This is a genomic window from [Acidovorax] ebreus TPSY (assembly GCF_000022305.1).
GTDB classification, from domain to species: Bacteria; Pseudomonadota; Gammaproteobacteria; order Burkholderiales; family Burkholderiaceae_C; genus Diaphorobacter; species Diaphorobacter nitroreducens.
This window is the reverse complement of the sequence record NC_011992.1, coordinates 3,425,508-3,437,530: the sequence shown is the minus strand read 5'-3', so window position 1 is coordinate 3,437,530 and position 12,023 is coordinate 3,425,508. Positions and strand designations below refer to the sequence as shown.

The window sequence follows — 12,023 nt, the reverse complement described above, 5'->3', positions numbered from 1 at the left end:
CTCCTACACGTGCGCGTGCGCGCGCCTTATGGAAGGTTTCGATACGACCCGTCCGATCCGTCAGACCAGCGAAAAACAAGGACTGACACCATGACCACCACCATCCTCGCCCTCGATCTGGGCACCATGACCGGCTGGGCACTGCGCGGCAGCGACGGCCACATCACCAGCGGTTCCGAGAGCTTCCGGCCGCAGCGCTTCGAAGGCGGCGGAATGCGCTTCCTGCGATTCAAACGCTGGCTCACCGAGATCAAGCAATCCTGCGACGAGATCGACTGCCTGCACTTCGAGGAAGTCCGTCGCCACGTCTCCACGGATGCTGCCCACGCCTACGGCGGTTTCCTTGCCACGCTCACCGCGTGGTGCGAGCACCACCAGATCCCGTACCAGGGCGTGCCGGTCGGCACGATCAAGAAGCACGCGACCGGCAAAGGCAATGCCAGCAAGGACGAGATGGTGGCGTCTGCCCGTGCCCGTGGTCATGCCCCGGCCGACGACAACGAGGCCGACGCGCTGGCCCTGCTGCATTGGGCCATCGAGCAGCACGCACTGGAACGGGAGGCGTGAGATGAAGATTTCGACTCCCACCTATCGCTGCCCCTTGGGTCGCCTCCAGCCCGAGACCACAGATCTCGACGCGATGAAGCAACGCGGCTGGCGCGATCAGCACATCCTCGTGGTCAACGCTGCCGACGAACGCTTGGACTTCATCGAGCGCGAGTTCGTGCGGCGCATCGGCGAGCGCCTCTACGGACAGGGAGGCGCACGTCATGGCTGATCCCCGCACTTGGACAATCGACGACGTGGCCGCACGCTTCGAGGAGGCGGCCAGCACCGGACGACGCCTGCCGCCCGTGCGTGTGCAAGGCTACTTCAACACCTGGCCCATCATCGTGCGCAAGGAGTGGGAAACGTTCGCTGCCGACGAGCACGTCTACCGACCTTTCCCACCCGACCCCGACGCTATCGACCGGATGCTGGAAACGATGAAGTGGGTGCAGTGGCTGGAGGTCGACCAGCGCCATCTGGTGTGGATGCGCGCCAAGCGCTACGGCTGGCGCGACATCACGATCCGTTTTGCCTGCGACCGAACGACGGCGTGGCGGCGCTGGCACCGCGCCTTGCAGACCGTCGCCGACCAACTCAATGGTGTCGTCACGGCGTAGGGTTTTGGCGTGAATTGGCGCGCGTGGCTTGCAGTGTGAGCATGTCAGCGGCGATGCGCGGTTTTTGACCCTGCAACAAATCACCCCGGTCGAGCGTAGTATTCGAGCTATCTTCTGGATAGCGGTGACGGTTCGGCGAGTGGCCCGAGGCGAAAGGGGTCCTTCCTGCCGAAAATCCCATGCGGGGGGCGCGAGCGCGATGCTTTTTTAGCGTCAGGGCGCGGGCAAGGTTACCAGTCGGCAGGTTACCGGCTCGGGTTACCACCCCACGACACGGTTACCACCCCTCCAGATTCATCATTCACCCAGCCCGCCCGGCGGCAACGCTCGGCGGGTTTTGCTTTTTGGGACATCCACTTTGAACACGCTCAACGTCGAGTACCGCAAGGTCGAGGCGCTGATTCCCTACGCCCGCAATCCGCGCACGCACGCCGAAGGCCAGATCGCCAAGATCGCGGCCAGCATCGTCGAGTACGGCTGGACGAACCCGATCCTGGTCGATGGCGACAACGGCATCATCGCCGGGCACGGGCGTCTGGCCGCCGCTCGCAAGCTGGGTCTGGATCAGGTGCCGGTGATCGAACTGGCCCACCTGACTGTCGCGCAGAAGCGTGCACTGGTGATCGCCGACAACCGGCTGGCACTGGATGCGGGCTGGGACGAGGAGATGCTGGCCCTGGAGCTGGCCGAGCTGTCCGACGCTGGATACGACCTCGCCCTTACCGGTTTTGAGGATGCCGAGATCGAGGCACTGCTCACCGGTGCGGTGGCGGTCGATGATGATGAATCAGAGTCCGAAGCCGACGAGGCTGACGCTGCTGACGACGTTCCGGAAGCACCCGTCGTGTCGGTTTCCCGCCCCGGCGATGTCTGGGCCATCGGAGCGCACCGCCTGATCTGTGGCGACGCCACCGACCGGGACGTGGTCGCTGCGCTGATGCAGGGTGAAGTCTCTCGCCTGTGCTTCACCTCGCCGCCCTACGGTAACCAGCGCGACTACACCTCGGGTGGCATCTCCGATTGGGATGGCCTGATGCGTGGCGTGTTCGCGCACCTGCCGATGGCAGGCGACGGTCAGGTGCTGATCAACCTGGGCCTCATTCACCGCGACAACGAGGTGATCCCCTATTGGGATGGCTGGCTAGCCTGGATGCGCCAGCAGGGGTGGCGGCGTTTCGCGTGGTACGTCTGGGATCAGGGGCCGGGGATGCCAGGCGACTGGCAGGGCCGACTGGCCCCGAGCTTTGAGTTCGTTTTTCACTTCAACCGCGAAAGCCGCAAGCCCAACAAGATCGTGCTCTGCAAGCACGCCGGGCAGGAATCGCACTTGCGTGCCGATGGCTCGTCCACCGCGATGCGTGGCAAGGATGGCGAGGTCGGCGGCTGGACGCACAAGGGCCAGCCGACACAGGACACGCGCATCCCCGACAGCGTGATCCGCGTGATGCGCCACAAGGGCAAGATCGGTCAGGACATCGACCACCCCGCTGTGTTCCCGGTCGCGCTGCCCGAGTTCGTGATCGAGGCCTACACGGATGCGGGCGACATCGTGTTCGACCCCTTCGGCGGCAGCGGCACCACGATGCTGGCTGCCGAGCGCACGGGTCGCGTCTGCCGCAGCGTGGAAATCGCGTCGGAGTACGTGGACGTCGCCATCAAACGCTTCCAGCAGAACCACCCCGGTGTACCGGTCACCCTGATCGCCACCGGTCAGTCCTTCGAGCAGGTCGCCGCCGAGCGCGCCAGCACCGTTGATGCCGAGGTGGTGGCATGAACTGGCTGGCCGACAAGATTGAGCAGTGGCCCACGGCCAAACTGCTGCCTTATGCCCGCAACGCCCGCACCCATTCCGAAGAGCAGGTGGCCCAGATCGCGGCCAGTATCGCGGAGTTCGGCTTCACCAATCCCATCCTCGCGGGCAGTGACGGCATCATCGTCGCTGGCCACGGACGCTTGGCCGCCGCCCAGAAACTCGGACTGGAGATCGTGCCGGTGGTCGTGCTCGACCACTTGAGCCCCACCCAACGCCGGGCCCTGGTCATCGCGGACAACCGCATCGCCGAGAACGCGGGTTGGGACGACGCGATGTTGCGGGTCGAACTGGAAGCCTTGCAGCTGGACGGCTTCGACCTCGACATCACCGGCTTCGACGCCGACGCGCTGGCCGAACTGATCGCGGGCGACGAGCCGGACAACGAGGGGCAGACCGATGAGGATGCGGTTCCCGAAGTCGGCGAGACGCCAATTTCCCGCCCGGGCGATGTGTGGGTGCTGGGCCAGCACCGCCTGCTGTGTGGCGACGCCACCGTGGCCGAGAGCTACGACCGGCTGATGCAGGGCGACGCGGCAGACATGGTTTTCACCGACCCGCCGTACAACGTGAACTACGCCAACAGCGCCAAGGACAAGATGCGCGGCAAGGATCGCGCGATCCTCAATGACAACTTGGGCGACGGCTTCTATGACTTCTTGCGGGCGGCGCTGACGCCCACCGTCGCGCATTGCAGTGGCGGCATCTACGTGGCGATGTCGTCCAGCGAACTGGATGTGCTGCAGGCCGCCTTCCGCGCTGCCGGTGGCAAGTGGTCGACCTTCATCATCTGGGCCAAGAACACCTTCACGCTGGGCCGCGCCGACTACCAGCGCCAGTACGAGCCGATCCTGTATGGTTGGCCCGAGGGTGCACAACGCCACTGGTGTGGCGACCGCGATCAGGGCGACGTCTGGAGCATCAAGAAGCCACAGAAGAACGATCTGCACCCGACGATGAAGCCGGTGGAACTGGTCGAGCGCGCGATCCGCAATTCGAGCCGACCCGGCAACGTGGTGCTCGATCCCTTCGGTGGCTCTGGCACGACGCTGATCGCCGCCGAAAAATCAGGCCGCATCGCGCGGCTGATCGAACTCGATCCGAAGTACGTGGACGTGATCGTGCGCCGGTGGGAGGAGTACACCGGCAAGCAGGCTATCCGCGAGGCAGATGGCATGATTTTCGATCAGGTCAACGATGCTCAGGTGGTAGCAAACCCGCCAAGCTCATTTTCCTGAATGACCTGCTTGCAGGCCTTCTTTGGAAGAGATTTGCTGGTTAGCGCTTTGTCGCACTTGATAAGAGTTCGGACATCATCCGGGGAGATGTTGATGCCGTGATCCTTGAAGAGACCAGAAATGGTGTTAGCGCCAACACCGGCTTCGTTGAGTTCACGGATACGGTTGAAGTTTCCGGCAAGACGAACATTTTCTTGGATGCGCATGATGTGCTCCTGGTGGTTGAGGGCTTGATGAATCAGGAATCGTCGCGTTTAGGCGCTACGACTTCATGGATCGTGGACTGACTGACACCGTACTGTTCTGCAAGAGCATCCTGAGTGAAGTGTCCAGTCGCGTAGTAACCCGCTATCTCTTGGCGTTCACGATCTGACAATTTCCCCCCCTTTGTTTGAGGAAGAGAGGACACAATCTGTTGCTCGTGGCGCTTCAAGGATTCGCGCAACGCCGACGCCGCCAGTAATTTTTCCGCGACTTCTTGTGCATTCGTTTGATCAACAGGGGTGCTGATCAACTGCCGCTGGATCAAATCAAGGGATTTCCCAAGTTCAGTCAGGTTGCGCTTTGTAGCGGCAACCTCGGACCTTGATAGCACATGGCTTTCAGCCTGAATTCGGTATGCAGGCTTGGAGTTGTTATCACCCACGAAACTCTCCAATAAAATCGATATTGTGTTCATCGATTTTATTGAAGGTGAAGCATCCACGTCAAGGACGTACTGATCAGGCGGCCACTTCGTCGCAGATCTCGCAGTGGATCACAAAGCCCGTCAGGTAAGGCAGGCCGCGTGGGATGCCGTAGTCCTTGCTGGTCTGGCGGCCAATCGTCCATCCCATCCAGCGCCCGGTGGCGGCGTTGATCGCGTCGGTCAGGGTCTTGCCTTCCTAGAGCCCGTTCTGGACGTCGTCGGCAAAGTGGCGGCCGTGGCGGCTGTCGAGGAAGATTCGCGCCGATTCGATGGGCTGACCGGTGGCGTCCGAGATGGCGCTCATCGCTAGGGGCCACGCGCCGCTGGCGTGCTCATTCATCGTGCCGCAAAAGCCCCAGGCTTCGTTCTGGGTGGCGGGGATCTGGATGCTGGTCATGGTGATTTCTCCTTCGGGTTGATCGTTGCGACACCCGTAGTAACGCGCTGTCCGATTGAGAAGCCAAGCGCCGCTTGGTCTCTTTCTCGATCTTTCTGATCAGGCGATGCGGTAGACCCGCTCGCCGCCCTGCGGCTTGTCCGAGACGATGGTCAGGCCCAGCTTTTTCTTGAAGGCTCCTGCAAAGGTGCCGCGCACCGTGTGCGCCTGCCAGCCAGTGGCCGTGCAGATCTGGCCGATGGTCGCGCCCTCGGGGCGTTGCAGCATCCGGATCACGTCGGCCTGCTTGCTGTTGTCGCGGGTGCGAGGCGCTTTGACGGGCGTTTTGAAGGATGCCTCGGCTTGCGCGACGGCGGCTTCGAGCTCTGCGTCCGCGTCTGCGGTGTCGTCCTGCGCCGCTTCGGCGTTGGCAATGATCGCGTCGAGTTTGGCCTCGAATTTCGAGGTGTGCTTGACATCGATGTGAGGGCGTTTCATGCCCAGGGCGTCGTAGCCCTCGGCGGCGATGCACCAGCCCTCGCCATCGGGCGTGATCAGGGCGCGGTTGAACAGGCCGTCGAGCACCTTTTTGCGTGCGCCGCCTTTGATGTTGTCGGGGAACCAGTCGATCTTGCCGCCGCTGGTGTTGATGGCCTTGGCGAGGATGGCGTGCTGGGCCGGGGTGAGTTGGGTGGTGGTCATGGGCTGCTCCTTCGGGGGTGGTGGATGACGATGTGATGAACGCGCTGTTCGGGAGTGAAGCCAAGCGCCTTCCGCCTGGTTTCGTGGGTTTCCGATCAGTCCTTGGCGATCTCCGCTTCCGTGGCTTTCGGGCTCGACGCGCCGAGTTCGACGCCCGCCTTGAAGGCCGCTTCCAGCGCGTCCCGGATGCACCACACCGCCGTGTCGTGGAAGTCCAGGCTGTCGGCGTGGCGGGTTTGCAGGGTGTCGATGCCCAGATGCTTCTGGGCGATCAGGGTGAGGATGGTGTCGATCTGGCTCATGGCGTGTTCCTTTCGGGGGGTGGTTGGCGTGACGTGATGAACGCGCTGTTCCCGATGGAAGCCAAGCTCAATTCGCAGGAATGACGAACAGATGATTGAAGAAGGTGACGATGGGACTCTCGATTCGCGCCTATGCGCGCCACCGTGGCGTGTCGCACGTGGCCGTGAAGAAGGCCATCGACACCGGGCGGATCGCCGCACTGCCTGACGGCACGATTGATCCGGATGCGGCGGACGCCCAGTGGGCACAAAACACATTGCAGCCGCGCCGCGCCGCTGCGCAGGAGAAGGTCAGCACCACGAAGGCGCGACCCGCGCTCGCGCCCGCCGAAGCGACACCGCAGCGCGATGTCTCCGACACCAGCACAGCGCCGATGTCGGCGGGCGGTACCTCGCTCTTGCAGGCGCGCACGGTCAACGAGGTGCTCAAGGCCAAGCTCAACAACCTGGAGCTGGCGCACCGCAAGAAGGAACTGGTGGATCGGGCGCAGGCCGTGGCACACATCTTCAAGCTCGCGCGCATCGAGCGCGACGCGTGGTTGAACTGGCCTGCGCGCATCTCCGGGCAGATGGCCTCCGCGCTTGGCGTTGACGCGCACACGATGCACGTCACGCTGGAAGCTGCCGTGCGCGAGCACCTGATCGAACTGGGTGAGCTGCGCCCGCGCGTGGATTGACGATGGACGATTACGAAGGCGCTGTTGAGATCGAACGCGCGTGGCGCGACGGCTTGACGCCTGATCCGCTACTCACCGTGTCGGAATGGTCGGATCGCCATCGGATGCTCTCCAGCAAGGCGTCCGCCGAACCCGGGCGCTGGCGCACCAGCCGCACGCCGTACCTGAAGGCGATCATGGATTGCCTGTCGCCGACCTCGCCGGTCGAGCGGGTGGCGCTCATGAAGGCGGCGCAGCTCGGCGCGACCGAAATGGGCTCGAACTGGATCGGCTACGTGATCCACCACGCACCGGGCCCGATGATGGCGGTCTGGCCGACGGTGGAGATGGCCAAGCGCAACTCGAAGCAGCGGATCGACCCGCTGATCGAGGAGTCGGCGGCGCTGGCGGAATTGATCGCGCCCGCACGCAGCCGGGATTCGGGCAACACGATTCTGGCCAAGGAGTTCCGGGGCGGCGTGCTGGTGATGACCGGCGCGAACAGCGCGGTCGGCCTGCGCTCGATGCCGGTGCGCTACCTGTTCCTCGACGAGGTCGATGGCTATCCGCTGGACGTCGAGGGCGAAGGCGATGCGATCTCGCTGGCCGAGGCCCGCACGCGCACCTTCGCGCGCCGCAAGATCTTCATCGTGTCGACGCCGACGATCTCCGGGGCGAGCGCCATCGAACGCGAGTACGAGGCCAGCGACCAGCGCCGCTACTTCGTGCCGTGTCCACACTGCAACCACCCGCAGTGGTTGCGCTTCGAGCAACTGCGCTGGGACAAGGGGCAACCGGAAACCGCCGCCTACCTCTGCGAAGCCTGCGACACCGCGATTGCCGAGCATCACAAGACGTGGATGCTGGAGCACGGCGAATGGCGCGCGATGGCCGAGGGCAAGACGGCAGGTTTTCACCTGTCGTCGCTGTACAGCCCGGTGGGTTGGCGCTCTTGGCGCGACATCGCCGCCGCGTGGGAAGCCGCCGTCAACAAGGAATCGGGATCGGCCGCCGCGATCAAGACCTTCAAGAACACCGAACTGGGCGAAACCTGGGTCGAGGAAGGCGAAGCGCCCGACTGGCAACGGCTGGTCGAGCGACGCGAGGAGTACCGCATCGGCAGCGTGCCGCAAGGCGGTCTGCTGCTGGTTGGCGGCGCGGACGTGCAGAAGGATCGCATCGAGGCCTCGGTCTGGGCCTTCGGGCGCGGCAAGGAATCGTGGCTGGTCGAGCACCGCGTGCTGATGGGCGACACCGCCCACGATGCGGTGTGGAAAGCCCTGGCCGCGATGCTGGCCGAGCAGTGGACGCACGCATCGGGTGCGGCGATGCCGCTGGCGCGCTTCGCGCTGGACACCGGCTTTGCCACGCAGGAAGCCTATGCCTTCGTGCGTGCCTGCCACGATCCGCGCGTGATGGCGGTCAAGGGTGTGCCGCGCGGCGCGGCCCTGATCGGCACGCCCACGGCCATCGATGTCTCGCAGGGCGGCAAGAAGCTGCGCCGGGGCATCAAGGTGTTCACGGTGGCGGGCGGCATCGCCAAGCTGGAGTTCTACAACAACCTGCGCAAGAGCGTGGACGTCGGCGATGACGGCTTGACCCCGGTGTTTCCTGCCGGGTTCGTCCATCTGCCCAAGATCGACGCCGAGTTCATCCAGCAGCTCTGCGCCGAACAGCTGATCACCCGCCGCGACCGCAACGGCTTCCCGGTGCGCGAGTGGCAGAAGATGCGCGAGCGCAACGAGGCGCTGGACTGCTACGTCTACGCCCGCGCGGCCGCATCCAGCGCGGGACTGGATCGCTTCGAGGAACGCCACTGGCGCGAACTGGAGCGGCAACTGGGGGTAGCACCCCCACCGGATGAGCCGCAGCCCATCCAAGACATTGAATTGAACGAGGCCACCCCCAGCGGTGGCCTCGCCGTTTCTGGCAACCGCAACACCGGTCGGCGCGTCATTCGAAGTCGTTGGCTTCGCTGATTGTCGACGGCTGACCTGATGAGGACACCGTGAGTTACACCACCACCCAACTCGATGCACTCAAACGTGCCCTTGCCACGGGCGAGCGGCGCGTGAGCTTTGGCGACAAGATGGTCGAGTACCGCAGCATCGAAGAGCTGCAGGCCGCGATTCGCATGGTCGAGGCCGAGATCGCGCGCAGCATCGGTGCGCCTGCGAAGCGCCAGATCCGCGTCACGACGGCGAAGGGCTTCTGATGGCCTGGTACTCGAAAATTCGCAGCCTGTTTGGCCAGCCTCCCGTCCACGAAGCGGCGGGGCGTGGCCGTCGCTCGCTGGCGTGGATGCCCGGCAACCCCGGCGCGGTCGCCGCGATGCTGGCGACTAGCAACGAACTGCGCGGCAAGAGCCGCGACCTAGTGCGCCGCAATGCCTGGGCGCAGGCTGGCATCGAAGCCTTCGTGGCCAACGCGGTCGGCACCGGCATCAAGCCCCAGAGCCTGTCGCCTGACGAGGCGTTCAAGGCCGAGGTGCAGGCGCTGTGGCGCGACTGGACGGCGGAAGCCGACGCCGCCGGTCAGACCGACTTCTATGGTCTGCAGGCGCTGGCCTGCCGCGCAATGCTCGAAGGCGGCGAATGCCTGATCCGCTTGCGGCCGCGACGCCCGGAGGACGGGCTGGTCGTTCCGCTGCAGCTCCAGTTGCTGGAGCCCGAGCACCTGCCGATCAATCTGAACACCGATCTGCCCTCGGGCAACGTCGTGCGCTCCGGCATCGAGTTCGACAGTCTGGGGCGGCGCGTCGCCTACCACCTGTACCGATCGCACCCGGAGGACGGTCGGCTCGCGCCGATGTCCGGCCAGGGGGGGATGGACACGGTGCGCATCCCGGCTGCGGAAATCATCCATCTGTTCCGCGTGCTGCGCCCGGGCCAGATCCGCGGCGAGCCGTGGTTGTCGCGTGCCCTGGTCAAGCTCAACGAGCTCGATCAATATGACGACGCCGAGCTGGTGCGCAAGAAGACCGCCGCGATGTTCGCGGGCTTCGTCACGCGCGCCAACCCGGAAGACAACCTGATGGGCGAAGGCGCAGCCGACGCCGAAGGGATTGCGCTCGCCGGGCTGGAGCCGGGAACGCTGCAGATTCTGGAGCCCGGCGAGGACATCAAGTTCTCCGATCCCGCCGACGTGGGCGGTTCGTACTCCGAGTTCCTGCGCACGCAGTTCCGCGCGGTTGCCGCCGCCATCGGCATCACCTACGAGCAACTGACCGGCGATCTGACGGGCGTGAACTACTCGTCCATCCGTGCCGGGATGCTGGAGTTCCGGCGTCGCTGCGAGATGGTGCAGCACGGCGTGCTGGTGCATCAAATGTGTCGCCCGGTCTGGGCGGCCTGGATGAAGCAGGCCGTGCTCGCCGGTGCGCTCGAAGCGCCCGGTTTCGCGCGTGGCGGGGCTGCCCGCTGTCGTCAGTACCTCGCGGTGAAGTGGATTCCCCAGGGCTGGCAGTGGGTCGATCCAGAGAAGGAATTCAAGGCGATGTTGCTGGCCATCCGCGCGGGCTTGATGTCGCGCTCGGAAGCCATCTCGGCCAACGGCTACGACGCCGAAGACGTCGACCGCGAGATCGCCGCCGACAACCAGCGCGCCGACGACCTCGGCCTGATCTTTGATTCCGATCCTCGCTACACGTCGAAGGACGGCGGCAGCGCGGAACCAAACCGCAACGCCGTCACACCCGAGGCCACCGGCAGCTAGTCGATTCCCTGACTCGTCGCCTGACCGTTTTCCAGAAGGATTCCCATGACCGTGCTGCCACATCTGGCGGCGCGCCTCTTTGGCGTGCCGCTGGCGATCCATCGCCCGAAACTCGACGTCATCCTGTCCGTGTTCGGTGCGCGCATTGGCCTGACCGACATGCTCGTGCCCGCAGACTACGCGCCGACCACACGCCCACTGTCGCCTGCGACCGGCAAGGTCGCCGTCATCCCGATCCACGGCACGCTCGTACGCCGCACCTCCGGCCTCGAAGCTGTGTCGGGCCTCGCCAGCTACACCAGCATCGCCGTGCAACTGGACGCGGCGTTGGCCAGCCCTGAGGTCGCCGCGATCCTGCTTGATGTCGATTCGCCCGGCGGCGAATCCGGCGGCGTGTTCGATCTGGCCGATCGCATCCGTTCGGCCAGCCGGATCAAGCCGGTCTGGGCCGTGGCCAACGACATGGCGTTCTCGGCGGCGTACGCGCTGGTGTCCGCCGCGAGCCGCGTGTTCGTCGCGCGCACCGGCGGCGTCGGCTCGATTGGCGTCATCGCCATGCATATCGATCAGTCGGTGAAGGACGCGAAGGATGGCGTTCGCTATACCGCCGTGTTCGCGGGCGAGCGCAAGAACGACCTCAACCCGCACGAACCGATCTCCGGCGAAGCGCATGCCGTCCTGAAGGCCGAGGTGGATCGCGTCTACGACCTCTTCGTCGAGACGGTCGCTCGCCATCGCGGCCTCGACGCCGACGCCGTGCGCGCCACCGAAGCGGGCCTGTTCTTCGGCCCGGATGCCGTCGGCGCTGGTCTGGCCGATGCGGTCGGCGGCTTTGACGACGCGCTCTCGCAGCTCACGCAATCGCTTTCCCCACTCCCGACTCAGGTGGCTTCGGCCAGCCAAGCGGGATTCCGCGCCGCCGGGCCGCCCCAAGGCAGGAGCACCCCCCTGGGGGGCAGCGAGCCGCAGGCGCAGCTTGGGGGCCATTTCTGCAACCACCAGATGGAGTCATCCATGAATGATCGAACCGACCCCGCTGCTCTTGATCGGCCTCTTGCTGATCCTGCTGGCAATCCTCCTCAACCCTCCGCCACCGCCTCCACCGCCACGGCAATGACCGTGGCCGACGCCGTCGAAATCGCCCAGACCTGCACGTTGGCTGGGCGCACCGACCTGATCGCGGGCTTCCTCGAAGCGCAGGCCTCGCCCGCCAAGGTGCGCAGCCAGCTCCTGGCCGCGCAGGCCGACGCCAGTCCCGAAATCACCAGTCGCATCACGCCCGATGCCGTGCGCCCTGCGGCCAGCAATCCGCTGATCGATGCAGCAAAGCAGATCGCGGCGCAATCCACCGCCTTCAAGAAGGAGATCTGA

The 12,023-nt window shown here is 65.0% G+C and carries 14 protein-coding genes and 1 pseudogene; 10 read left to right on the top strand and 5 right to left on the bottom strand.

Annotated elements, in window-relative coordinates:
* Positions 1-90 precede the first annotated feature (90 nt).
* The 5 genes from DTPSY_RS16115 to DTPSY_RS16095 all read left to right on the top strand — a co-directional run bounded on the left by DTPSY_RS16115 (position 91) and on the right by DTPSY_RS16095 (position 4,214).
* Entirely contained in the window at positions 91-567 is a 477-nt protein-coding gene (locus DTPSY_RS16115) for a crossover junction endodeoxyribonuclease RuvC (protein WP_015914467.1), read from the top strand.
* Position 568: 1 nt separating this feature from the next.
* Positions 569-778 carry a hypothetical protein gene (locus tag DTPSY_RS16110; RefSeq protein WP_015914466.1) on the top strand — a complete coding sequence of 70 codons (210 nt, stop codon included), beginning with the start codon at positions 569-571 and terminating at the stop codon, positions 776-778.
* The gene (locus tag DTPSY_RS16105) at positions 771-1,166 is read left to right on the top strand and encodes a DUF6362 family protein (RefSeq protein ID WP_015914465.1); all 396 of its coding nucleotides are present in this window, start codon (positions 771-773) and stop codon (positions 1,164-1,166) included. Before DTPSY_RS16110 ends, DTPSY_RS16105 begins: the two co-directional genes overlap by 8 nt.
* Before the next feature lie 358 nt (positions 1,167-1,524).
* Positions 1,525-2,940, top strand: a complete 1,416-nt coding sequence (locus DTPSY_RS16100) for a site-specific DNA-methyltransferase (protein WP_015914464.1) — start codon at positions 1,525-1,527, stop codon at positions 2,938-2,940.
* Positions 2,937-4,214, top strand: coding sequence for a site-specific DNA-methyltransferase (locus DTPSY_RS16095; RefSeq protein ID WP_015914463.1), 1,278 nt, complete (start codon positions 2,937-2,939; stop codon positions 4,212-4,214). Before DTPSY_RS16100 ends, DTPSY_RS16095 begins: the two co-directional genes overlap by 4 nt.
* Here the strand turns inward: DTPSY_RS16095 and DTPSY_RS18440 are convergent.
* The 5 genes and pseudogenes from DTPSY_RS18440 to DTPSY_RS16075 all read right to left on the bottom strand — a co-directional run bounded on the left by DTPSY_RS18440 (position 4,178) and on the right by DTPSY_RS16075 (position 6,282).
* Entirely contained in the window at positions 4,178-4,420 is a 243-nt protein-coding gene (locus DTPSY_RS18440) for a hypothetical protein (RefSeq protein ID WP_015914462.1), read from the bottom strand. The two genes, DTPSY_RS16095 and DTPSY_RS18440, sit on opposite strands and share 37 nt — an antisense overlap.
* Positions 4,421-4,452: 32 nt before the next feature.
* Complete coding sequence (locus DTPSY_RS18435) at positions 4,453-4,920, bottom strand: hypothetical protein (protein WP_187148587.1); 468 nt, start codon at positions 4,918-4,920, stop codon at positions 4,453-4,455.
* A 16-nt stretch (positions 4,921-4,936) separates the two neighbouring features.
* Positions 4,937-5,299 (bottom strand): annotated as a pseudogene (locus DTPSY_RS16085) (hypothetical protein).
* A 99-nt stretch (positions 5,300-5,398) separates the two neighbouring features.
* Complete coding sequence (locus tag DTPSY_RS16080; protein ID WP_015914461.1) at positions 5,399-5,980, bottom strand: DUF3489 domain-containing protein; 582 nt, start codon at positions 5,978-5,980, stop codon at positions 5,399-5,401.
* Positions 5,981-6,075: 95 nt separating this feature from the next.
* Entirely contained in the window at positions 6,076-6,282 is a 207-nt protein-coding gene (locus DTPSY_RS16075; protein WP_015914460.1) for a DUF6900 domain-containing protein, read from the bottom strand.
* Positions 6,283-6,392: 110 nt separating this feature from the next.
* Here DTPSY_RS16075 and DTPSY_RS16070 point away from each other — a divergent pair, with 110 nt between their 5' ends.
* From DTPSY_RS16070 to DTPSY_RS16050, 5 genes are read left to right on the top strand one after another with little or no spacing between them, the layout of a single operon-like run.
* Positions 6,393-6,959, top strand: coding sequence for a hypothetical protein (locus tag DTPSY_RS16070; protein ID WP_015914459.1), 567 nt, complete (start codon positions 6,393-6,395; stop codon positions 6,957-6,959).
* Between the two features lie 2 nt (positions 6,960-6,961).
* Positions 6,962-8,917, top strand: coding sequence for a phage terminase large subunit family protein (locus tag DTPSY_RS16065; protein WP_015914458.1), 1,956 nt, complete (start codon positions 6,962-6,964; stop codon positions 8,915-8,917).
* A 29-nt stretch (positions 8,918-8,946) separates the two neighbouring features.
* The gene (locus tag DTPSY_RS16060) at positions 8,947-9,153 is read left to right on the top strand and encodes a phage head-tail joining protein (RefSeq protein WP_015914457.1); all 207 of its coding nucleotides are present in this window, start codon (positions 8,947-8,949) and stop codon (positions 9,151-9,153) included.
* A complete protein-coding gene (locus tag DTPSY_RS16055) occupies positions 9,153-10,652 on the top strand; it encodes a phage portal protein (protein ID WP_015914456.1) in 1,500 nt (499 codons plus the stop codon). The genes DTPSY_RS16060 and DTPSY_RS16055 overlap by 1 nt, the downstream gene beginning before the upstream one ends.
* A 45-nt stretch (positions 10,653-10,697) precedes the next feature.
* The gene (locus DTPSY_RS16050; RefSeq protein ID WP_015914455.1) at positions 10,698-12,023 is read left to right on the top strand and encodes a S49 family peptidase; all 1,326 of its coding nucleotides are present in this window, start codon (positions 10,698-10,700) and stop codon (positions 12,021-12,023) included.